The 22,050-nt window shown below is 58.9% G+C and carries 18 protein-coding genes; 12 read left to right on the plus strand and 6 right to left on the minus strand.

Going from position 1 to position 22,050, the window contains the following annotated elements; genetic code table 11:
• Nucleotides 1-93 precede the first annotated feature (93 nt).
• From ACYZTY_RS10765 to ACYZTY_RS10790, 6 genes are all read right to left on the minus strand, one after another.
• Complete coding sequence (locus ACYZTY_RS10765) at nt 94-648, minus strand: YdeI/OmpD-associated family protein (RefSeq protein ID WP_461958454.1); 555 nt, start codon at nt 646-648, stop codon at nt 94-96.
• An 89-nt stretch (nt 649-737) separates the two neighbouring features.
• Nucleotides 738-1,871 carry an alanine--glyoxylate aminotransferase family protein gene (locus ACYZTY_RS10770; RefSeq protein WP_461958455.1) on the minus strand — a complete coding sequence of 378 codons (1,134 nt, stop codon included), beginning with the start codon at nt 1,869-1,871 and terminating at the stop codon, nt 738-740.
• Nucleotides 1,872-2,301: 430 nt separating this feature from the next.
• Nucleotides 2,302-2,673 (minus strand): winged helix-turn-helix domain-containing protein, encoded by a 372-nt coding sequence (locus ACYZTY_RS10775; protein ID WP_461958456.1) that lies wholly within the window; start codon nt 2,671-2,673, stop codon nt 2,302-2,304.
• A 767-nt stretch (nt 2,674-3,440) separates the two neighbouring features.
• Nucleotides 3,441-4,544 (minus strand): DNA alkylation repair protein, encoded by a 1,104-nt coding sequence (locus ACYZTY_RS10780; protein WP_461958457.1) that lies wholly within the window; start codon nt 4,542-4,544, stop codon nt 3,441-3,443.
• Between the two features lie 25 nt (nt 4,545-4,569).
• On the minus strand, nt 4,570-5,181 hold the full coding sequence (locus ACYZTY_RS10785; protein WP_461958458.1) for a glutathione S-transferase: 612 nt from the start codon (nt 5,179-5,181) through the stop codon (nt 4,570-4,572).
• A 76-nt stretch (nt 5,182-5,257) separates the two neighbouring features.
• A complete protein-coding gene (locus ACYZTY_RS10790; RefSeq protein WP_461958459.1) occupies nt 5,258-6,178 on the minus strand; it encodes a MurR/RpiR family transcriptional regulator in 921 nt (306 codons plus the stop codon).
• 312 nt (nt 6,179-6,490) lie between these two features.
• On the opposite strand from ACYZTY_RS10790, the gene ACYZTY_RS10795 reads away from it, so the two are divergent.
• The 12 genes from ACYZTY_RS10795 to ACYZTY_RS10850 all read left to right on the plus strand — a co-directional run bounded on the left by ACYZTY_RS10795 (nt 6,491) and on the right by ACYZTY_RS10850 (nt 21,878).
• Nucleotides 6,491-8,428, plus strand: coding sequence for a bifunctional 5-dehydro-2-deoxygluconokinase/5-dehydro-2-deoxyphosphogluconate aldolase (locus ACYZTY_RS10795; RefSeq protein WP_461958460.1), 1,938 nt, complete (start codon nt 6,491-6,493; stop codon nt 8,426-8,428).
• A gap of 136 nt (nt 8,429-8,564) precedes the next feature.
• Nucleotides 8,565-9,458 (plus strand): myo-inosose-2 dehydratase, encoded by an 894-nt coding sequence (gene iolE / locus ACYZTY_RS10800; RefSeq protein ID WP_461958461.1) that lies wholly within the window; start codon nt 8,565-8,567, stop codon nt 9,456-9,458.
• On the plus strand, nt 9,455-10,264 hold the full coding sequence (gene iolB / locus ACYZTY_RS10805) for a 5-deoxy-glucuronate isomerase (protein WP_461958462.1): 810 nt from the start codon (nt 9,455-9,457) through the stop codon (nt 10,262-10,264). Before iolE ends, iolB begins: the two co-directional genes overlap by 4 nt.
• A 43-nt stretch (nt 10,265-10,307) precedes the next feature.
• Nucleotides 10,308-11,810 carry a CoA-acylating methylmalonate-semialdehyde dehydrogenase gene (locus ACYZTY_RS10810; protein WP_461958463.1) on the plus strand — a complete coding sequence of 501 codons (1,503 nt, stop codon included), beginning with the start codon at nt 10,308-10,310 and terminating at the stop codon, nt 11,808-11,810.
• A gap of 25 nt (nt 11,811-11,835) precedes the next feature.
• A complete protein-coding gene (locus tag ACYZTY_RS10815) occupies nt 11,836-12,657 on the plus strand; it encodes a TIM barrel protein (RefSeq protein ID WP_461958464.1) in 822 nt (273 codons plus the stop codon).
• A 133-nt stretch (nt 12,658-12,790) separates the two neighbouring features.
• Entirely contained in the window at nt 12,791-14,722 is a 1,932-nt protein-coding gene (gene iolD, locus ACYZTY_RS10820; RefSeq protein WP_461958465.1) for a 3D-(3,5/4)-trihydroxycyclohexane-1,2-dione acylhydrolase (decyclizing), read from the plus strand.
• 33 nt (nt 14,723-14,755) lie between these two features.
• Nucleotides 14,756-15,766, plus strand: a complete 1,011-nt coding sequence (gene iolG, locus ACYZTY_RS10825; protein ID WP_461958466.1) for a bifunctional inositol 2-dehydrogenase/D-chiro-inositol 1-dehydrogenase — start codon at nt 14,756-14,758, stop codon at nt 15,764-15,766.
• Nucleotides 15,767-15,912: 146 nt separating this feature from the next.
• Nucleotides 15,913-16,773, plus strand: coding sequence for a sugar phosphate isomerase/epimerase family protein (locus ACYZTY_RS10830; RefSeq protein ID WP_461958467.1), 861 nt, complete (start codon nt 15,913-15,915; stop codon nt 16,771-16,773).
• A gap of 152 nt (nt 16,774-16,925) precedes the next feature.
• Nucleotides 16,926-17,978 (plus strand): Gfo/Idh/MocA family protein, encoded by a 1,053-nt coding sequence (locus tag ACYZTY_RS10835; protein WP_461958468.1) that lies wholly within the window; start codon nt 16,926-16,928, stop codon nt 17,976-17,978.
• Nucleotides 17,979-18,135: 157 nt separating this feature from the next.
• Nucleotides 18,136-19,062, plus strand: coding sequence for a sugar ABC transporter substrate-binding protein (locus tag ACYZTY_RS10840; RefSeq protein WP_131060191.1), 927 nt, complete (start codon nt 18,136-18,138; stop codon nt 19,060-19,062).
• A gap of 70 nt (nt 19,063-19,132) precedes the next feature.
• Nucleotides 19,133-20,698, plus strand: coding sequence for a sugar ABC transporter ATP-binding protein (locus ACYZTY_RS10845; RefSeq protein ID WP_461958469.1), 1,566 nt, complete (start codon nt 19,133-19,135; stop codon nt 20,696-20,698).
• Nucleotides 20,699-20,855: 157 nt separating this feature from the next.
• Complete coding sequence (locus tag ACYZTY_RS10850; protein ID WP_461958470.1) at nt 20,856-21,878, plus strand: ABC transporter permease; 1,023 nt, start codon at nt 20,856-20,858, stop codon at nt 21,876-21,878.
• Nucleotides 21,879-22,050: the final 172 nt, after the last annotated feature.

A 22,050-nucleotide genomic window follows, 5' to 3' on the forward strand; every position in this document is an offset into this window, starting at 1 on the left:
ACATTCATAACAATTAAGCCAAAAGGCCGGCTTTAGTCTGTCCCGGGGAACGAGGGGAACGCGTTGTCAGGCGTATTCAACGGAATGTTCCTTTTAAAGGTTTTCTGCCTCAGGCGCACGGAAGGCCTTACTGTAATAGCCGGACGGGTCGAAACAGCAAACCTGCTTCTTGCCGGTTGCAAGCATATCGCAGGCATCACCCATTCGCTTTTCGCGCGTCTTGAGTTGCTTGGCTGATGTAATCCAGTGAATCCAGTCCACTCGTGCGAGGGTCGTTGTAGTATTCCAAACTTTACGAGCCTCAGGAGTGGCTGCCAGTGCTTCCTCAAAATCTGCCGGGATGTCAGGCTCGGGTTCCTTCTTCACAGGGGTTAGCTCGAGTGTAACGACATCCCCAACGACCACACCTGCGGCGTCGAGTAACTCGCTACTTAGCTTCAGCCAATGGCTCAGCTGACCATCGGGCTCAAGGGTTGCCTGGAAAGGGTGCCCATTGATTGTGCCTTCAACTGTCGTCCTTCCTCGCCTGGGAAGCGGTTCACTCGCGTCTCTTGGCAGTACTGCGAACGCCCATGACGTATCATTACCGGGCTTTGCCGGACGAAGAAGCTTTGCTTCGAATCGGGATTTCACATCGATTGTTGTCATTGCAACTCCTCCTACTAATACGCCTGACTACTTTCTGGCGACATCACTGTCGCGTTTAAATGCGACATTGATGACGCCAGGATGAGCGATTAGTTAACCATCACCTCGTCCAGTGCCTGCTCGAGGGTGCTGACCGTACGCTCGATATTGTGCAGCTTTTCGAGTCCGAACAGACCGATGCGGAAGGTCTGGAAGTCGGCCGGCTCGTCGCATTGCAACGGCACTCCGGCGGCGATCTGCAGGCCGTGATCGGCAAATTTCTTGCCGCTCTTGATGTCGGCATCATCGGTGTAGCTCACCACTACACCAGGGGCCTGAAAGCCAGCTGCGGCCACGCTTTTGATGCCTTTGCCGGTCAACATTGCGCGCACCCGATCGCCCAGAGCCTGCTGTTCGCCGCGGACTTTGTCGAAACCGTAGGCTTGCGTCTCTTTCATCACTTCGTTAAACCGCGCGAGGGAATCGCTGGGCATGGTCGCATGGTAGGCATGTCCGCCCTGTTCGTAGGCCTGCATGATCTGAAGCCACTTTTTCAGGTCGCAGGCGAAGCTGCTGCTATGCGTCTGTTCGATGCGCTCGAGGGCCAAAGAACTGAGCATCACCAGGGCGCAGCAAGGAGAGGCGCTCCAGCCTTTTTGCGGTGCGCTGATCAGCAGGTCGACTGCGCATTTGTGCATATCAACCCAAAGCGTGCCCGAGGCGATGCAGTCCAGCACGAACAGGCCACCCACCGCATGCACGGCGTCGCCGACGGCCCGCAGGTAGTCGTCGGGCAGGATAATCCCTGATGAGGTTTCAACGTGGGGGGCGAAGACAATCTGCGGCTTCTGCGCCGCAATGGCTGCCAGCACTTCGTCCAGAGGGGGTGGGGCGTAGGCAGCCTGACGGCTCGTGTCGACCGGTCGGGCTTTCAGCACCGTAGTGGCCGCCGGGATGTTGCCCATCTCAAGGATCTGGCTCCAGCGATAACTGAACCAGCCGTTGCGTATCACCAGGCATTGCTGGCCGGTGGCAAACTGTCGCGCCACCGCTTCCATGCCGAATGTGCCGCTGCCCGGGACTACCGCAACAGCCTGGGCGTTGTAGACCTGTTTCAGGGTCCTGGAAATGTTCTTCATCACGCCTTGAAATGACTGTGACATGTGGTTGAGCGAGCGGTCGGTGTAGACCACTGAGTACTCGACCAGCCCCTCAGGATCGATACCGGGATATAGCTTTGACATGGGGAGACTCCTTTGGCAGAGATGTCAGTGGTTGGGCGGCAACCGGTTCTGACTGCGCAGGTTGCGCACAAGAAATACAACGGTAAAAAGCAGGCAGTTACCTATGCACGAGTAAAATGGTGCAACGCGGCAATCAGGTTACACCTGGTCTGTCCACTGACTGCTTATGGCTGTGGATTCAACCGGTCGATGCAACACACCTAAATTCTGTGTAAGCAGAAGGAGTGTTGCAGATGAAACAAACGGCGCAAAGGGACCGGATTTATTTTTTCAATAATAAATCCGTCCACTTTTTCCGCTCAAGCTCAAGCTCAATCGTAAAAAGTGAACTCACTCATCTTGAACGCTGCGCCCGCAGCCCCCCTAAATTCATAATTTCGTTAGTCATCATCAGCCATATGACCATGCGAGGGGTGTATTGCCGCTTATCTCACGTAAATTCCCGAGACGGCTCCCCATTAATATGTATGGTTTGAGTGAGGCAGTAGCCACGATTTCTGACTGCGCGAAAGAGATGCCTTCCTTCAGTACTGTTCTTGAATTTTATTCGCAGTCTACTCAAACTCATCTCCAGGCCGCGATAGAGATCGGGATCTCTCCCAATACTACTAATTAGCTCTGTTTTACTAATGACGCGCTCCTTCTTGAGGAGCATGTTTTTTACAATGATGCTCTCAATATTAGTTAAGTGTATTTGATTGGCGCCGTCGAATAGGATTCGATTATTTATATCGAGCTTCCAGCATTGAGGGTGTTGAAGTGATATCTCTGCAAGGGTTGTCATGGTTTTTATAAAATTCATGGATTCAACAAAAAAACAAATCGCAAAAATATTACTTATTTTTATCTTTCACAATGTAGTTCTAGGAACACATTTTTTAATGTGTGAGCTTTATTGGAGTGGCTGCGCAGTAGACTGTGGACTTATAGTTATACATTAGTAGGTGGATATTAACCGTTTCCCGTCGTGCGAATCGCACCTGTCTTGCCGCACGCGGAGGAATACAGTGCCATCTGCTCGCGCTGCCCGCCAAGACTGCCGCAGCATGCGAAGCGGATCCCCTGGGGCGGAAAAGAACTGGTTATCGACCGCTCACTCATGGGCTTGCTGCGCAGACTTGATGAGGAGTTTATAGACGGGGCGTGCGCCAGCCTTTCATTTGGCGACAGCGCTTTTTCATTTCATGACAACCCATAACCTTTGTTTGAACGAAAATCTGGAGGCCTGTCAGTACGCAGCTGATCAGCTCAAGGAAGAAGTCGGACAGGATCAGCTCTCTGTTCACACCAAATGCACACCCACGAAAAAGACGAAATAAAGTGCGAACATCAGGCGATGTTGTCATTTGTGATGCGCTGGCAAGATTGGTCTGGAAATAGCGGGGTGGATTTACTTAACAGTCAATCAGTGCCTGCATGTGTAGCGGCTGATGAGCAGCGCGAGGCTGCGTTCGAGGACGTAGTCTTCGCAAAACGGTAAACGTGGTTTTCCTGAAAGAACCGGCTGCCTGATTTCACGACTGCTTCGCAGTCGGACGCAGCCTCGCGCTGCTCGGCAGCTGCTACAAGTTATGCGAGGATTTCGAATGAGGTGGTGGCGAGGCGTTCGCCGTTTACCAGGATGTGTACTGCGTGTTTGCCCACATAGTGTTTGCGCGTGGTGAGTTCCTTGATCTGCTGACCGCGGCTGACCCGTTCAGTGGCCTTGCCAGGCAGCGTCAACGCCTTAAGCTTGAACACCTTCGCCGAGGTGCTGCCATTGGCTTTGACGTAGTCAATCGCATAATCAATCACCAGCCGCTGACTCTCTGGCACCGTGGATTTCACCGCAAACGACAGGGTGATTTTCTCCCCCAACCGAATCACCGCCGGCTCAACCTTCACCCCAACAATCTCAACCTCAGCCTTGCCACTTGCCCCAATAATCGCCAACGCCCGCTGATTCCCCTGCTTAGTCAAACTGCGCAACGCATGCTTGGCAATCCACGCCGTGTGCTTGTTCTCCAGCGACCAACCCTCAATCAGATCCAACACCCACTCCGGATGGTCCTTGGTAATGTCATTAAGGTGATTAGCCACCGACTTGCGCACGTAAAGGCTGTCATCCGCCTTGAGGTTATCGAGAATCGCCACCGCCAATGTCGGATCACTCTGAATCTGCTCCAACCGAAACGACCACGGCAACCGCGGTCGACTGCCTTCACTGGCCAGACGCCGAACATGCTCATTCTCATCCCGAGACCATTCCCGCATCAGCGCCAACGACCGTTCGAGATCGCTGCGCAGAAAATACCGAATCGCAAATTCCGCCGACCCAAACGCAGTGAAGTACCTGAGCGCTTCCATCGACCGCTCAAAATCATGCCCGCCATACATCGCCACATAATGCGGCAACGAAATGCTGACAAACCCGCTGTTCAAACGAGGGGCGAGGGCGCGCAGCACTTCGAGGGATTCGTCATAACCCAGCGGCAACACGGCGTGCAGGCATTCGCTGACCCGGGCCATGCGTTGCATGATCGACAGGTCGGCGAGGCCGTCGTTGGCCATTTTCAGGAAGGCTTTGGCGTTGAACGCCGGGTAGACCGCGGTCATTTCGGTCGCGATGTGCTTGAGGCGTTCGGCGTTGAAGATTTCCTTCAGCGCCGGGGCAGGTTGCTCGGCGGCGGTCATGGTCGGGTCCGTTCGAGGGGGCCGGTCAGGTTATCGGGGTACTGATGAAGGCCTCAAGCTTTTCCGCCTGCGCGGTGAATTCCGCGATTAAAGGAAACCGTTCCACATCGACTTGATCCGGTGTCACCAGGTTGGTGAAGCTCCAGGCGACGGCGAGGGTGATGCCGTCTTGCCCGATCAAGGCGCCGTTTGCCAGAGGCTGTTTTTCCAGCTCGCACTCAAGAGCCGAATAGGCTGCGGCGAGTTGGCCTTCGACGCGCTCAACCCAAGGCTGGTACTGAATCTCGGCCGGGCGCAGGTTGCGTTCGTAGTAAAGCTGTACCGACTTTTCGCACGCCGCCAACCCGAGCCCGATCAGGCGCCATGCGCGCAGTCGCTGCTTGAGGTCGTCGGGCATCAGGCTTTTGCCGGGGCTGGCCAAGGCTTCCAGGTAGTCGATGATCAGCGTCGAGTCGATCAACACCTCGCCATCGTCCAGCACCAGGGTGGGCGCCTTGACCACGGGGTTGATCTGCTGGAAGTGCTCGAAGTGGCGGAACACCGAAACCGATTCGTGCTCCAGGTCGATGCCCAGGTGTCTGGCGGAAATGGCCACGCGCCGCACGTAGGGCGAATCCAGCATGCCGATCAGTTTCATTGAGCCGCTCCTTCAGGTGTCCATGTCGGGATGGACTACCTTAGCTGAGGTTCGGCGACCTGCAAACGGCGCTGGGCTAATCGTCGAAACCGACCTGTTCGTGAATCTCGTCGACCTTCAATTCCAGTCGATACGCCACGGCGATAAACAGCGCCTGGCACAGGCACAGCGTCGCGCTCAACGAGCGGAAGGCGAACGAGCTGCCTTCGTTGACCAGCAGCACGGTGTTGGCGCGCTTGGCCAGCGGCGAGAGGTTGCTGTCGGTGATGATCAGGGTTTTCGCCTGATGGTGCTGGGCGATGCGCAGACAGTGCTGGGTTTCCTTTCCGTAGGGCGTGAAGCTGATCGCGATCACCAGGTCATTGGCGCGCACGCTGCGCATCTGCTCGCGGTAACTGCCGCCGAGGCCCGAGACCAGGTGGATGCGCTTGTTGGTGTGTTGCAGGTTGTAGACCAGGTAATCGGCCACGGCGAACGAGCGGCGCACGCCGACCACGTAGATGTTGTCGGCGTTGACCACCAGGTCCACGGCTTTGTCGAAAGCCTCGTCATCGAGTTCCTGCCCCAGCCGTTCGATGCCGGACAGGGTCGCGTCGATGCACTCGCGGGCGAGGTCGCCGCCGCTGGCTTTCTGCGATTTGTTGGCAATCATGCTGCGAATGCGCTGCTGGTAGTTCTGCACCGGCGTGGTTTTGTGCGTGTACGCCTCGCGGAACAGGGCCTGCATTTCGCTGAAACCGCTGAAGCCGAAGCGCTGGGAGAACCGCACGATGGCCGACGGGTGCACTTCGCACTCACGGGCGATGTCGCTGATGCGGTCGACCATGATCCGGTCGCTTTGCTGGCTCATGTAGCTGGCGATGCGTTTGAGCTGGCGCGGCAGGCTTTCGTATTCGTTGGTGATCAGCTGCAGCAGACGCTCGGCATTGATCGGGGGGCTGACGAGATCGCTGTCGGGCGTGCTCTCGGTCGAAGCCGGCTGATCGGTGCGGGACATAGGGAATCCTTCTGGCTTGTTCTTATAGGGACGACTTTTTTTGTCGTCCCCTGACAATAGGTTGGCTGTGCGCAGTCTACAGGGTAGGCCGGAATAAAATCTTGAGCTTGCGGCCGGCGTGAGGTTTGCTGAAACGATGCACTGTGTCTGGAATGCTTTTGTAAAAGTTTATTGGAAAAAATATTCCACGTAAAAATTATTTGGAATAATTATTGATTGTTCGGTCCCGGTCGTTTTAGTCTGCATCCCACCAAGAGCGTTCGGCGCCTCCATCGACCCGAACGCAGGCTGATAAAAATAACAGGAGCCAGCATGGGCCAGACTCGTTTTGCCAGTGGGCGTCAATTGGATCTGATTTGCCTGGGGCGCCTTGGCGTCGACCTCTATGCGCAGCAAGTCGGGGCGCGGCTGGAAGATGTTTCAAGCTTCGCCAAATACCTCGGAGGATCGTCCGCCAACATCGCCTTCGGCACCGCGCGGTTGGGGCTTAAATCGGCGATGTTGAGCCGGGTAGGGGACGACCACATGGGCCGGTTCCTCCTGGAATCCCTGGCCCGTGAAGGCTGTGATGTCAGCGGCATCAAGGTCGATGCGGAACGCCTGACGGCCATGGTCCTGCTCGGTCTCAAGGACCGCGAAACCTTTCCTTTGGTGTTCTACCGCGAAAACTGCGCCGACATGGCGTTGCGGGCCGAGGACATCAACGAAGCCTTTATTGCCTCCAGCAAAGCCTTGCTGATCACCGGCACCCATTTCTCCACCGACGGCGTCTACAAGGCGAGCATCCAGGCGCTGGATTACGCCGAGAAGCACAACGTCAAACGTGTGCTGGATATCGACTATCGCCCGGTGCTGTGGGGGCTGGCCGGCAAGGCCGACGGGGAAACCCGGTTCGTTGCCGATCAGAACGTCAGTCATCATGTACAGAAAATCCTGCCGCGTTTCGACTTGATCGTTGGCACGGAAGAAGAGTTTTTGATTGCTGGCGGCGCCGAGGATTTGCTCACGGCGTTGCGTAATGTTCGGCGCCTGAGCGCCGCGACACTGGTGGTCAAGCTCGGCCCGCAGGGTTGTACGGTGATTCACGGGGTGATTCCGGTGCGTCTTGAAGACGGGGCGATTTACCCCGGCGTGCGGGTGGAAGTGCTCAACGTGTTAGGGGCCGGTGATGCCTTCATTTCGGGCTTTCTCAGCGGTTGGCTGGAGGATGCCAGCGATGAGCGTTGCTGCCAGTTGGCCAATGCCTGCGGCGGTCTGGTGGTGTCGCGCCATGCGTGCGCTCCGGCGATGCCGACCCGCGCCGAACTCGACTACCTGTTCAACAGCCCGGTGCCGATTACCCGGCCGGATCAGGATGAGGTGTTGCAGCGCCTGCACCAGGTCAGCGTACCGCGCAAACAGTGGCGGCAGCTGTTCATTTTTGCCTTTGATCATCGTGGGCAACTGGTGGAACTGGCGCAGAAGGGAGGCCGCGACCTGAACGCCATCTGCGAACTGAAGCAACTTTTTATCAAGGCTGTTGAGCGGGTTGAAACCGATTTGCGCGAGCAAGGGATCGATGCTGATGTCGGCTTGCTCGCCGATCAACGCTTCGGCCAGGATTCGTTGAATGCTGCCACAGGTCGCGGCTGGTGGGTGGCGCGGCCGGTGGAAGTCCAGGGCTCGCGGCCGTTGGCGTTTGAACATGGGCGCTCGATCGGCAGCAACCTGATTGCCTGGCCGCAGGAACAAATCATCAAGTGCCTGGTGCAATTTCATCCTGACGACGAGCCGATGCTGCGTCTGGAACAGGAAGCGCAGATCAAAGGTTTGTATCAGGCCTCTCAGGTCAGCGGGCATGAACTGCTGCTGGAAATCATCCCGCCCAAGGATCATCCGTCGACCCATCCGGACGTGCTGTATCGCGCGCTGAAACGCCTCTACAACCTGGGGATTTACCCGGCGTGGTGGAAGATCGAAGCGCAGAGTGCCGAGGAATGGAAGCAACTCGACGAGCTGATTCAGGAGCGCGATCCGTACTGCCGTGGCGTGGTGTTGCTGGGTCTGAATGCGCCAGCGGCTGCGCTAGCCGAAGGGTTTCAACAAGCGAGTCAAAGCCAGACGTGCCGTGGATTCGCCGTGGGCCGGACGATTTTTCAGGAACCGAGCCGCGCGTGGATGGCCGGTGAAATCGATGACGAGGCGCTGATCCGCCAAGTGCAGGACACCTTCGTCGAACTGATCGATGCCTGGCGCACGGCCCGCGCATGACGCAACACCGCGTTATCGTTCTTCGCGGGCAAGCCTCGCTCCTACAGGTCACAGCGGCTCCCCGTAGGAGCGAGGCTTGCCCACGAAGGCGGCCTCAGACTCAACGGAAATTTAGAAAACAATAAAAGGTGCAGCCATGCCCGCTATCCGAATTGGCATCAACCCGATCTCCTGGAGCAACGACGACTTGCCGTCCCTCGGTGGCGAGACGCCGCTGAGCACTGCGTTGAGCGAAGGCAAGGAAATCGGCTACGAAGGTTTCGAACTCAACGGCAAATTCCCCAAGGATGCCAAAGGCGTCGGTGACGTGCTGCGGCCTTACGATCTGGCGCTGGTGTCTGGCTGGTATTCCAGCCGTCTCGCCTGCCGTTCCGTGGCCGAGGAAATCGACGCCATCGGCAGCCACGTCGAGCTGCTGGCGAAGAACGGCGCCAAGGTGCTGGTTTACGGTGAAGTGGCTGACTCGATCCAGGGCCAACGCATTCCATTGGTGGAACGGCCGCGTTTTCACACCGAACAGGCCTGGCAGGAATACGCCGACAAACTCACCGAACTGGCGCGTTTCACCCTGTCCCAAGGCGTGCGCCTGGCCTATCACCACCACATGGGCGCTTACGTCGAATCCCCGGCCGACATCGACAAACTGATGACGCTGACCGGCAGCGAAGTCGGTCTGCTGTTCGATTCGGGCCATTGCTACATGGGCGGCGGCGAACCGTTGCACGTCTTGCGCAAACACATCGAACGCATCTGCCACGTGCATTTCAAGGACGTGCGCAAACCGGTGGTGCAACTGGCGCGCAACAACCTGTGGAGTTTTCCGGACTGCATCATCAACGGCACCTTCACCGTGCCCGGCGATGGCGACATCGACTTTGCCGCGCTGCTCGAGGTGTTGCTGGCCAACGATTACCACGGTTGGTTGGTGGTCGAGGCCGAGCAGGATCCGGCCGTTGCGCCCAGTTATGCCTACGCGAAAAAAGGTTACGACACCCTGCGTGCGCTGCTCGACGAGAGGATTGCCTTATGAACCTGCTGGTCAAAAGCAATGCCCGTGGCCGGACCATGGTCGAGTTGGGCAAAGGTGAACTGGAATACGTCGGTTTCGCCGCGTACCGCTTGAGCCTGGGCGAAACCTTGCCGGTGTCGGCGGGCGATAAGGAACTGTGCCTGGTGCTGCTCAGCGGCCGGGTCAGCATCAAGGGCGAAGCACCGGGGCAGGGCGCGTTCGACTGGGACAACATTGGCGATCGCCATTCGGTGTTCGAAGACAAATCGCCGTTCGCTGCTTATCTGCCACCGGGCAGCCAGGCCCAAGTCGTTGCGCTAAGCGATGTGCAAATCGCCGTCTGCGCCGCGCCGGGCTCAGCCGATAAGGGCCTCGGTCCGCGGCTGATCAAACCCGACAGCATGAAGCGCAGCGTGCGCGGCAAGGGCGCCAACACCCGATACGTGTGCGACATCCTGCCGGACACCGAACCCGCCCATTCGCTGCTGGTGGTGGAAGTGCGCACGCCGTCGGGTCACTCGTCGAGCTACCCGCCGCACAAGCACGACACCGACGATTTGCCGCACCAGAGCTTTCTCGAAGAAACCTATTACCACCAGATCAACCCGCCTCAAGGCTTCGTGTTCCAGCGCGTCTACACCGACGACCGCAGCATCGATCAAGCCATGGCCGTGGAAAACAGCGACCTCGTGGTCGTGCCCAAGGGTTATCACCCGGTCAGCGTGCCTTACGGCTACGAGTCGTATTACCTGAACGTGATGGCCGGGCCGAAGCGCGTCTGGCAGTTCCATAACGATCCGCAGCACAGTTGGCTGCTTGATGTCTGAACTAAAAAGCCTGATTTCACTATCTGCACGGAGAACAGGAACAATGAGCGACGCCCCGGTCATCGGCCATTACATCGACGGTCAAGTGCAAGACAGCGCCAGCGAGCGGTTCAGTAACGTCTTCAACCCGGCCACCGGCGAGGTGCAAGCGCGCGTCGGGTTGGCCAGCGACAAGACCGTCGACGCCGCCGTTGCCTCGGCCTTGAAAGCGTCTCCGACCTGGTCGGAGCAATCGTCCCTGCGCCGTTCGCGGGTGATGTTCAAGTTCAAGGAATTGCTCGACCGTCATCACGATGAACTGGCAGAAATCATCAGCCGCGAACACGGCAAGGTGTTCTCCGACGCCAAGGGCGAAGTCACCCGTGGCATCGAAATCGTCGAATACGCCTGCGGTGCGCCGAACCTGCTGAAAACCGAGTTCAGCGACAACATCGGCGGCGGCATTGATAACTGGAACCTGCGTCAGCCGCTGGGCGTCTGCGCCGGCGTCACTCCGTTCAATTTCCCGGTGATGGTGCCGCTGTGGATGATTCCGCTGGCGCTGGTCACCGGTAACTGCTTCATCCTCAAACCCTCCGAGCGCGACCCGTCCGCCAGTTTGCTGATGGCGCGCCTGTTGACCGAAGCGGGGTTGCCGGACGGCGTGTTTAACGTGGTTCAGGGCGACAAGACCGCGGTCGACGCATTGCTGCAACACCCGGACATCGAGGCGATTTCCTTTGTCGGCTCGACGCCGATTGCCGAGTACATCCACCAACAGGCCACCTCTCGCGGCAAGCGGGTCCAAGCGCTGGGCGGGGCGAAGAATCACATGATTGTCATGCCCGATGCGGATCTGGATCAGGCCGCAGACGCCCTGATCGGCGCGGCTTATGGCTCGGCCGGCGAGCGCTGCATGGCGATCTCGATTGCCGTCGCGGTGGGTGATGTCGGTGACCAGCTGATTGCCAAATTGTTGCCGCGCATCGATCAACTCAAGGTCGGCAACGGCATGCAGGGCGACAGCGACATGGGGCCGTTGGTGACGGCCGAACACAAGGCCAAGGTCGAAGGTTTTATCGACCAGGGCGTGGCGCAAGGCGCGCAGCTGATTGTCGATGGCCGTCACTTCAAAGTGCCGGGGGCCGAGAACGGCTTCTTCGTCGGCGCGACACTGTTCGATAACGTCACGACCGAGATGAGCATTTATCAGCAGGAAATCTTCGGTCCGGTGCTGGGCATCGTCCGCGTCCCGGATTTCGCCAGCGCGGTCGCTTTGATCAATGCCCACGAATTCGGCAACGGTGTGTCGTGTTTCACCAGCGACGGCGGCATCGCCCGAGCCTTCGCCCGCGCCATCAAGGTCGGCATGGTCGGCATCAATGTGCCGATTCCGGTGCCCATGGCCTGGCACTCGTTCGGCGGCTGGAAGCGCTCGCTGTTTGGCGACCATCACGCCTACGGCGAAGAAGGCATCCGCTTCTACAGCCGCTACAAAAGCGTGATGCAACGCTGGCCCGACAGCATCGCCAAAGGCCCTGAATTCAGCATGCCGACGGCCAAATAATTCACCTGTGCGGAGAACAACAATAATGAGCAAACCCCTGCGTTTCGCCCTGAACCGTATGGTCGCCCCACGTTTGTCACTGCCTGCGTTCATCGACCTGGCGGTGGCCCTCAAGGCCGACGCCATCGAGATTCGCAACGACCTCAAGGGCGTCGAGATCGAAGACGGCACCGCCCCCGAACATGTCCGTGAGTTGTGTGCGGCCAAAGGCATCACCGTGCTGTCGATCAACGCGCTGTATCCGTTTGATGTGTGGAATGACGAGCGCCGGGCGCAGGCCTTGAAACTGGCGGCTTATGCTCGTGATTGCGGCGCGCAGGGTTTGGTCATGTGCCCGCTGAATGATCGCGCCGATCCGCGAAGCGAAGCCGAGCGCGCTTCCGGCTTGCGTACCGCATTGAGCGAACTGGCGCCGATCCTGCGCGACCACGGCATCCTCGGTTTCATCGAGCCGCTGGGTTTTGAAGAATGCTCGCTGCGACTCAAGCGTACGGCGGTAGATGCGATCAAAGCGATTGGCGGGCTGGATGTGTTCCGGCTGGTTCACGACACCTTTCACCACCACCTGGCCAGTGAACAAGAGTTTTTCGCCGAACTGACCGGGTTGGTTCACATCTCCGGTGTCGAAGATGCCGAGGCGCCGCTGGCGACTATTCGCGACGGCCATCGCGTGCTGGTGGGCGAGGGCGACATCCTCGGCAACGCCGCGCAGATCGACACCTTGCTTGGCAGCGGCTACAGCGGCTACCTGTCGTTCGAACCGTTTGCCGACAGCGTCCATGGCCTGGCGAATATCCAACAGGCCATCGGCGCAAGCATGGATCACCTACAAAAATCCCAAAGCTAATGAAGATCCCCCCTGTAGGAGTGAGCCTGCTCGCGATGGCGGAGTGTCTGTCGACATTGATGTTACCTGACACTCCGCCATCGCGAGCAGGCTCACTTCTACAGGGGATCGGATGCATTTGAAAGGATCGGTTATGACCACAACAAGACTGACCATGGCCCAGGCCCTGGTGAAATTCCTCGATAACCAGTACATCGAGGTCGATGGCGTCCAGAGCAAATTCGTCGCCGGGATCTTTACCATTTTCGGTCACGGCAACGTGCTGGGCCTGGGGCAAGCCCTGGAGCAGGACAGCGGCGACCTCATCGTTCATCAAGGCCGCAACGAACAAGGCATGGCCCACGCCGCCATCGGTTTCGCCAAGCAAAACCTTCGCCGCAAAATCTACGCCTGTTCCTCATCCGTCGGCCCCGGCGCGGCGAACATGCTGACCGCCGCCGCGACGGCCACCGCCAACCGCATTCCCTTGCTGCTGTTGCCCGGTGACGTTTACGCCTGCCGCCAGCCGGACCCGGTGCTGCAACAGATCGAGCAGTTCCACGACCTGAGCATCAGCACCAACGATGCGTTCAAGGCAGTCAGCAAATACTGGGACCGCATCAACCGTCCCGAGCAGTTGATGGCCGCAGCGATCCACGCCATGCGCGTCCTCACCGACCCTGCCGAAACCGGCGCCGTGACCCTGGCCTTGCCGCAAGACGTGCAGGCCGAGGCCTACGACTATCCCGATTATTTCCTGCAAAAACGCGTGCACCGCATCGAGCGTCGTCCGGCCACTGAAGCGATGCTCGGCGATGCCTTGGCGCTGTTCAAAGGCAAGCGCAAACCGCTGATCATCTGCGGTGGCGGGGTCAAATACTCCGGGGCCAACGCGGCGTTGCAAGCGTTTGCCGAGCGTTTCGATATACCTTTCGCCGAAACCCAGGCCGGCAAGAGTGCGGTAGTGTCCAGCCACCCGCTGAACGTTGGCGGGATCGGTGAAACCGGATGCCTGGCGGCAAATCTGTTGGCCAGGGACGCCGATCTGATTATGGGTATCGGCACCCGCTACAGCGATTTCACCACCGCGTCGAAATCCCTGTTCCAGAATGCGGACGTGCAATTTCTCAACCTCAACATCAGCCCCTGCGATGCCCTGAAACTCGACGGCGTGCAACTGCTGGCGGATGCCAAAACCGGCTTGCAAGCCTTGGCTGAGGCCTTGGGCGATTACCGTTCCGCGTGGGGCGATCAACCGCGTCAGGCCAAGGCGCAACTGGACGAGGAAGTCGATCGCCTCTATCAGGTCGAGTACCAGACCCAGGACTTCATCCCGGAAATCAACGACCACATGGCCCCTGCGGTCTTGCGCGAATTCATCGAGCTGACCGGTTCCTGCCTGACCCAGAGCCGCGTGCTCGGCGTGCTCAACGAAACCCTCGCCGATGACGCCGTGATCGTCGCCGCCGCCGGCAGCCTGCCCGGTGACTTGCAGCGCAGCTGGCGCAGCAAGGGCGTGAACACCTATCACGTCGAGTACGGTTATTCCTGCATGGGTTACGAGGTCAACGCCGCATTGGGCGTGAAGCTCGCCGAGCCCGAGCGCGAGGTCTATGCGCTGGTCGGCGACGGCTCTTACATGATGCTCCACTCTGAGCTGGCGACCTCGATCCAGGAGCGCCGCAAGATCAATGTGGTGCTGTTCGACAACATGACCTTCGGCTGCATCAACAACCTGCAGATGGAGCACGGCATGGACAGCTTCGGCACCGAGTTCCGCTTCCGCAACCCGGACACCGGCAAGCTCGATGGCGGCTTCGTCCCGGTGGACTTCGCCATGAGTGCGGCGGCTTATGGCTGCAAGACTTACAAAGTGAACACCGTTGAAGAGCTGAAAGCCGCGCTGGCGGATGCACGCGTGCAGACCGTGTCGACGCTGATCGACATCAAGGTGTTGCCCAAAACCATGATCCACAAATACCTGTCGTGGTGGCGGGTCGGTGTGGCGCAAGTCTCCACCAGCGCCCGCACCGATGCGGTGGCCAAGACCCTGAACGAACGACTGGCCAAGGCCCGTCAGTACTGACTGCTCGACAAAAATTCCAACAGGAGATCAGAAATGTCTTTGAAACTGGGTGTTATCGGTACAGGGGCCATCGGCCAGGATCACATTCGTCGTTGCAGCCAGACCTTGCTCAATAGCCAGGTTGTCGCGGTCACCGACATCAACTTGCAGCAAGCGGCCAAGGTGGTTGCCGACCTGAAACTGACCGCCGAGGTCTACCCTGACGGCCACGCGCTGATCAAGGCGCCAGAAGTCGAAGCGATCCTCGTCACCTCCTGGGGGCCGAGCCACGAAGAGTTCGTGCTGGCGGCGATTGCGGCGGGCAAACCGGTGTTCTGCGAGAAGCCGCTGGCGGTCACCGCTGAAGGCTGCCGCAAAATCGTCGAGGCCGAAGTGGCCCACGGCAAGCGGCTGGTGCAGGTCGGTTTCATGCGTCCATACGATGAAGGTTATCGCGCCCTCAAAGCGGTGATCGACAGCGGTCAGATCGGCGAACCGCTGATGCTCCACTGCGCGCATCGCAACCCGACCGTGGGCGAGAATTACAAGACCGACATGGCGATCACCGACACGCTGATCCATGAACTCGACGTGCTGCGTTGGTTGCTCGACGACGATTACGTGTCGGTGCAAGTGGTGTTCCCACGCAAGAGCAGCAAAGCCCTCGCACATTTGAGAGACCCGCAAATCGTGCTGCTGGAAACCGCCAAGGGCACGCGCATCGACGTGGAAGTGTTCGTCAATTGCCAGTACGGCTACGACATTCAGTGTGAAGTGGTGGGGGAGACCGGTATCGCCAAACTGCCGGAGCCTTCGCAGGTTCAACTGCGCAGCGGGGCGAAGCTGTCGAATGCGATTTTGATGGACTGGAAGGATCGCTTCATCGCGGCTTATGACGTCGAGTTGCAGGCGTTCATTGATGGCGTGCGAGCGGGACAGGTGGGCGGCCCATCGGCGTGGGACGGCTTCGCCGCCGCCGTCGCTGCGGATGCCTGCATCGAAGCTCAAAACAGCGGCCAGATCGTAAAAGTCACCCTGCCAGACCGCCCCCACTTCTACGGCTAACCCCGCACCCTGTAGGAGCGAGGCTTGCCCGCGAAGGCGTCGGTACATTCAACGTAGATGTCGGCTGAAAGTCAGTCTTCGCGGGCAAGCCTCGCTCCTACGGGGGGAGTGTCACGGCTGAGGCAATGGTGAAGGAGAATAACAACATGCGCATCGCACTAGACCCTTACATGTACCGCACCCTGTCTCTGGGCAAGATGGTCGATAAAGTCGCCGAACTCGGCTACGAACACATCGAACTCTCGCCCCGGGAAGATTTCCTGCCGTTCTACAAGGCCCCGCGTGTCGACAAGGCGCGGATCAAGGAATTTCGCAAAGCCCTGAGCGACACCGGGGTCAAGCTGTCTTCCTTATTACCGATGTACCACTGGGCCGCCGCCGACGAAGGCCTGCGCGTGGCGGCGGTGCGCAACTGGAAACGCGCAATCCAGATTGCCGTGGAGATGGACTGCGAGCTGGTCAACACCGAGTTCACCGGCCAGTCAGACAATCCGCTGGTCTGCGAGAACCAGTTCATGCGCTCCATGGACGAGTTGATCCCGGAGTTCGAACGCGAAGGCGTCAAGCTCGACATCCAGGCCCATCCTTACGACTTCTGCGAGCGCAACAACGAGTCGGTGGACATCATTCGCGGTCTGGATCGCGACTGGATCAACTACCTCTACGCCGCGCCGCACACGTTTTTCTACGACGACGGCAAGGGTGACATTGCCTCGATGCTCAAGTACGCGGGCTCCAAACTGAGCCACTTGATCATTGCCGACACCTACAACCACAAGGCTTCTTCGGGTTTGCGCTACATCGTCAACCCGCCGGGCGTCGTCGCCACGGTGCACCAGCATCTGGACATCGGCCAGGGCGAAGTCGACTGGGAGGCGTTTTTCGGCACCTTGCGCGAGATCAAATTCGACGGCATCGCCACGGTCTCGGTATTCGCCTGGGAAGACCGGCCGGACGCGTCCAACCGGATGATGCTCGAACGCGTCAAAAGCGAACTCTGCCGCTAACGGCCACCACAAAACCCCTGTGGGAGTGAGCCTGCTCGCGATGGCGTCAGCACAGTCAATATTGAGGGCGCCTGACACGCCGCTTTCGCGAGCAGGCTCGCTCCTACAAGGTCCGTGTACATCCGGCAGCATTTTATAAGGAGAATATTTTCATGCGTATCGGACTTGTCGGTTACGGCCATGGCGGCCGGTTTTTCCATGCTCCGCTGATCAGCAGTCTGCCGACGGCGAAGTTCGTTGGCGTGGTCACCCGTTCCCCGGAGCGCCGACAGTGGCTGGCGGCCGAGCACCCCGGTGTGCCAGCCTTCGACAGCATCGGCCAACTGGTGGACGCCGGCGTCGATGTGCTGGTGATCTCCACACCGCTCAAGGGCCGCCCGGCGCTGGTGCTCGACGGTATTGAGCACGGCGTGGCGGTGGTTAGTGACAAGCCGTTCGCTGCCGATGCGCAGCAAGCACAGACCCTGATCACCATGGCCGAGCGCCAGGGTGTACAGCTCAGCGTCTACCAGAACCGCCGCTGGGACTCGGACTTCCTCACCGTGCGCAAACTCATCGAGTCCGGCGCCCTGGGCCACGTCACCCGTTTCGAATCGCGGATCGAGCGTTACTCGCCGCAATCGGTGAACAACGGCAGTGGCGGTGGTTTCCTGCGTGATCTGGGCAGTCATCTGGTGGATCAGGCGTTGCTGCTGTTCGGCCCGGTGACAACGGTCTACGCCGAACTGGATTACCTGGAAAAAGGCCAAACCTTCGACAACGGCTTCTTTGTATCCCTGACCCACGCCAACGGGGTGATCTCGCACCTGGGCGGCAGCTGCCTGCAAAACACCCCCGGCCCGCGTTTCCGTGTGACCGGCACTCAAGGTTGTTACTGCGTCGATGGTCTGGACGGGCAAGAGGCCTCGGCGCTCGCCGGGCTCTCGCCGAAATCCGAGGGTGAACGCTGGGGCGTTGAAGAGCATCGGCGCTGGGGCTGGTTCGAACAGGGCGAAGTGCGCGAACGTGTTCCCTCGGAGCGCGGGTGCTGGAATCAGTTCTATTTGCAGCTACAAACCGCGTTACAGAGCGGTGGCCCACTGCCTGTGGACGCCCGTGATGCACTGGCGACCACCCGCGTTCTAGACGCTGCGCGACTGAGCTTCGAGCAGCATCGAGTGGTGGAATTAAGCCCGTTTGAAAGCCATGGAACAAAATCAGAATAAAATTCTAAAATGAGTTGATATAGAAATAATATTCCAATAAAGTCATTTCCAGCGAACTGCCTCTCGCTCGTTTTCAACGTTTTTCCCGCTTGCCCGCTTACTGAAAATCGTCACGCCTCATCCATAAAACCAACAAGAATGTGGAGAAAGACTTTTCATGAAGACCAAGATCCGTTTTGCCTCACTGGCCTTGTCCCTGATGTTCGCCAGCGGCGCTGCACTCGCCGACATGAAGATCGGCGTCAGCATGTCCCAGTTCGATGACACCTGGCTGACCTACCTGCGCGAATCCATGGACAAGAAAGCCAAGTCCTATCCCGATGGCGTGCAGTTGCAGTTCGAAGACGCGCGCAGCGACGTGGTCAAGCAGTTGAGCCAGGTAGAAAGCTTCATCAGCCAGAAAGTCGATGCCATCGTGGTCAACCCGGTGGACACCGCCGCCACCAAAAAAATTACCGAAGCCGCCGTCAAGGCCGGCATCCCGCTGGTCTACGTCAACCGTCGCCCGGATGACCTGAAGCTTCCCAAAGGCGTGGTCACGGTGGCCTCCAACGACCTCGAGGCGGGTGAAATGCAGATGCAATACCTGGCCGACAAGATGGGTGGCAAGGGCGACATCGTGATTCTGTTGGGCGACCTGGCCAACAACTCCACCACCAACCGCACCAAAGGCGTCAAAGAGGTGCTGGCCAAATACCCGAACATCAAGATCGAGCAAGAGCAGACCGGCACCTGGCTGCGGGATAAAGGCATGACGCTGGTCAACGACTGGCTGACCCAAGGCCGCAAGTTCGACGCGGTCGTGGCCAACAACGACGAAATGGCCATTGGTGCCGCGATGGCCCTGCAACAGGCCGGCGTCGACAAGGGCAGTGTGCTGATCGCTGGCGTCGACGGTACGCCGGACGGCTTGAACGCGATCAAGAAAGGCAACATGGCGGTGTCGGTGTTCCAGGACGCCAAAGGTCAGGCAGATGGTTCGATCGACACCGCCGTGAAAATGGCCAGGAACGAGCCGGTTGAACAGGCCGTGTGGGTGCCATATCGCTTGATCACTCCGCAAAACGTCGACACGTTCAAATAGCCCGTCCGCCAAATAACAACAATAAGTACGCAAGGTTGCCACCGCGACCTTGCTGATGGAGTACCTGATCATGTTCGCTTCAGCGACTGCTTCAAGCACCCCGTTGGTGGGTATCCAGCCAACCGCAACACCCGTCGATGAGCCGTACCTGCTGGAGATCATCAACGTCAGCAAGGGTTTTCCTGGTGTGGTGGCGTTGTCCGACGTGCAGCTTCGGGTCCGCCCCGGCTCCGTCCTGGCGCTGATGGGCGAGAACGGCGCGGGCAAATCCACCCTGATGAAAATCATCGCCGGCATCTACCAGCCGGATGCCGGTGAACTGCGCCTTCGGGGCAAACCGGTGGTGTTCGAAACGCCGCTGGCAGCACTTCAGGCCGGGATCGCGATGATCCACCAGGAGCTCAACCTGATGCCGCACATGAGCATCGCCGAGAACATCTGGATCGGCCGCGAGCAACTCAACAGCCTGCACATGATCGACCACCGCGAGATGCACCGTTGCACCGCGAAATTGCTCGAGCGCCTGCGGATCAACCTCGACCCCGAGGAGCAGGTCGGCAACCTGAGCATCGCCGAGCGGCAGATGGTCGAGATCGCCAAGGCGGTGTCCTACGACTCCGACATCCTGATCATGGACGAACCGACTTCAGCCATTACCGACAAGGAAGTCGCGCACCTGTTCTCGATCATTGCCGACCTCAAGAGCCAGGGCAAAGGCATCATCTACATCACCCACAAAATGAATGAAGTGTTCGCCATCGCCGATGAAGTGGCGGTGTTCCGTGACGGCGCTTACATCGGTCTGCAACGGGCCGACAGCATGGACGGCGACAGCCTGATCTCGATGATGGTCGGCCGCGAGCTGAGCCAGTTGTTCCCAGTGCGGGAAAAGCCCATCGGCGATTTGCTGCTGTCGGTGCGCGACCTCAAGCTGGACGGTATTTTCAAAGGGGTGTCCTTCGACCTGCACGCGGGCGAGATCCTTGGGATTGCCGGGTTGATGGGGTCGGGCCGGACCAACGTCGCCGAAGCGATTTTCGGCATTACCCCAAGTGACGGCGGCGAGATTCGGCTCGACGGCGAAGTGGTGCGCATCAGCGATCCGCACATGGCGATCGAGAAGGGCTTCGCGTTGCTGACCGAGGATCGCAAGCTCAGCGGCTTGTTCCCGTGCCTGTCGGTGCTGGAGAACATGGAGATGGCGGTGCTGCCGCACTACGCCGGTCACGGATTCATTCAACAGAAAGCCCTGCGGGTGTTGTGCGAAGACATGTGCAAGAAGCTGCGGGTGAAGACCCCGTCGCTTGAACAGTGCATCGACACCTTGTCTGGCGGCAATCAGCAGAAAGCCTTGCTGGCGCGCTGGCTGATGACCAATCCACGGATCCTGATTCTCGACGAGCCGACCCGCGGCATCGATGTCGGCGCCAAGGCCGAGATCTACCGGCTCATCTCTTACCTCGCCAGCGAAGGCATGGCAGTGATCATGATTTCTTCGGAGCTGCCGGAAGTGCTCGGCATGAGCGACCGGGTGATGGTCATGCACGAGGGCGACCTGATGGGCACCCTCGACCGCAGCGAAGCGACCCAGGAACGAGTCATGCAACTGGCCTCGGGCATGACCCAATGTCACTAGCTCAAGGGTGAAGAGGGATTCTGTGGCGAGGGGATTCATCCCCGTTGGACTGCGCAGCAGTCCCATTTTTTTAGGGCCGCTGCGCAGCCCAACGGGGATAAATCCCCTCGCCACAGGGTATGTATCTGATGCCAGATTTTTTAGAAGGTGAGTGGTTATGAACGCGATACTGGAAAACAAGCCAGCAACGGCACCGGTCAAGAGTCGCCGGCGCTTTCCGACCGAGTTGAGTATCTTCCTGGTGCTGATCGGCATCGGCCTGGTCTTCGAAGTCTTCGGCTGGATCGTGCGCGACCAGAGCTTCCTGATGAACTCCCAGCGCCTGGTGCTGATGATCCTGCAAGTGTCGATCATCGGCCTGCTGGCGATTGGCGTGACGCAGGTGATCATCACTACCGGGATCGACCTGTCCTCCGGTTCAGTGTTGGCGCTGTCGGCGATGATCGCGGCCAGTCTGGCCCAGACTTCGGATTTCGCCCGGGCGGTGTTTCCATCACTGACTGACTTGCCTGTGTGGATTCCGGTGATTGCCGGACTCGGCGTGGGACTGCTGGCGGGCGCGATCAATGGCAGCATCATTGCCATCACCGGAATTCCGCCCTTCATTGCAACCCTCGGCATGATGGTGTCGGCGCGTGGCCTGGCGCGGTTCTACACCGAAGGCCAGCCTGTGAGCATGCTCTCGGATTCCTACACGGCCATCGGACATGGTGCCATGCCGGTGATCATTTTCCTGGTGGTCGCGGTGATCTTTCACATCGCCCTGCGCTACACCAAGTACGGCAAGTACACCTACGCCATTGGCGGCAACATGCAGGCGGCGCGTACCTCGGGGATCAACGTCAAGCGTCATCTGGTGATCGTCTACAGCATCGCCGGGTTGCTTGCAGGCCTGGCCGGTGTGGTCGCCTCGGCACGTGCCGCGACCGGGCAGGCGGGGATGGGCATGTCTTATGAGCTGGACGCAATTGCCGCGGCCGTGATCGGCGGTACCAGTCTGGCGGGCGGCGTCGGGCGCATTACCGGCACCGTGATCGGTGCATTGATTCTCGGGGTGATGGCCAGCGGGTTTACCTTTGTCGGGGTTGATGCGTATATTCAGGACATCATCAAGGGACTGATTATTGTGGTGGCGGTGGTGATCGACCAATACCGCAACAAGCGTAAACTCAAGCGCTGAGTCTTGGAACAGACAGCCAATGCGCCACGCCTGACCCGCGTGGCGCAGCCGTTTGTCTTCTCTATACCGCCGCTCGATTGAATTTCTTGCTATAAACGCACTCCGATAATCACCGCAAAGGCTGCCATAGAGCACTTTCCGGGCTTTGTCGGATAAATTCGCTGTCTTTTCA

The sequence above is a fragment of the Pseudomonas sp. LB1P83 genome (assembly GCF_054897885.1).

What these genes read in the sequence shown, in the direction of transcription:
- ACYZTY_RS10765 (WP_461958454.1), bottom strand. Translation starts at nt 648, where the DNA reads ATGACAACAATCGATGTGAAATCCCGATTCGAAGCAAAGCTTCTTCGT.
- ACYZTY_RS10770 (WP_461958455.1), bottom strand. Translation starts at nt 1,871, where the DNA reads ATGTCAAAGCTATATCCCGGTATCGATCCTGAGGGGCTGGTCGAGTAC.
- ACYZTY_RS10775 (WP_461958456.1), bottom strand. Translation starts at nt 2,673, where the DNA reads ATGAATTTTATAAAAACCATGACAACCCTTGCAGAGATATCACTTCAA.
- ACYZTY_RS10780 (WP_461958457.1), bottom strand. Translation starts at nt 4,544, where the DNA reads ATGACCGCCGCCGAGCAACCTGCCCCGGCGCTGAAGGAAATCTTCAAC.
- ACYZTY_RS10785 (WP_461958458.1), bottom strand. Translation starts at nt 5,181, where the DNA reads ATGAAACTGATCGGCATGCTGGATTCGCCCTACGTGCGGCGCGTGGCC.
- ACYZTY_RS10790 (WP_461958459.1), bottom strand. Translation starts at nt 6,178, where the DNA reads ATGTCCCGCACCGATCAGCCGGCTTCGACCGAGAGCACGCCCGACAGC.
- ACYZTY_RS10795 (WP_461958460.1), top strand. Translation starts at nt 6,491, where the DNA reads ATGGGCCAGACTCGTTTTGCCAGTGGGCGTCAATTGGATCTGATTTGC.
- iolE (WP_461958461.1), top strand. Translation starts at nt 8,565, where the DNA reads ATGCCCGCTATCCGAATTGGCATCAACCCGATCTCCTGGAGCAACGAC.
- iolB (WP_461958462.1), top strand. Translation starts at nt 9,455, where the DNA reads ATGAACCTGCTGGTCAAAAGCAATGCCCGTGGCCGGACCATGGTCGAG.
- ACYZTY_RS10810 (WP_461958463.1), top strand. Translation starts at nt 10,308, where the DNA reads ATGAGCGACGCCCCGGTCATCGGCCATTACATCGACGGTCAAGTGCAA.
- ACYZTY_RS10815 (WP_461958464.1), top strand. Translation starts at nt 11,836, where the DNA reads ATGAGCAAACCCCTGCGTTTCGCCCTGAACCGTATGGTCGCCCCACGT.
- iolD (WP_461958465.1), top strand. Translation starts at nt 12,791, where the DNA reads ATGACCACAACAAGACTGACCATGGCCCAGGCCCTGGTGAAATTCCTC.
- iolG (WP_461958466.1), top strand. Translation starts at nt 14,756, where the DNA reads ATGTCTTTGAAACTGGGTGTTATCGGTACAGGGGCCATCGGCCAGGAT.
- ACYZTY_RS10830 (WP_461958467.1), top strand. Translation starts at nt 15,913, where the DNA reads ATGCGCATCGCACTAGACCCTTACATGTACCGCACCCTGTCTCTGGGC.
- ACYZTY_RS10835 (WP_461958468.1), top strand. Translation starts at nt 16,926, where the DNA reads ATGCGTATCGGACTTGTCGGTTACGGCCATGGCGGCCGGTTTTTCCAT.
- ACYZTY_RS10840 (WP_131060191.1), top strand. Translation starts at nt 18,136, where the DNA reads ATGAAGACCAAGATCCGTTTTGCCTCACTGGCCTTGTCCCTGATGTTC.
- ACYZTY_RS10845 (WP_461958469.1), top strand. Translation starts at nt 19,133, where the DNA reads ATGTTCGCTTCAGCGACTGCTTCAAGCACCCCGTTGGTGGGTATCCAG.
- ACYZTY_RS10850 (WP_461958470.1), top strand. Translation starts at nt 20,856, where the DNA reads ATGAACGCGATACTGGAAAACAAGCCAGCAACGGCACCGGTCAAGAGT.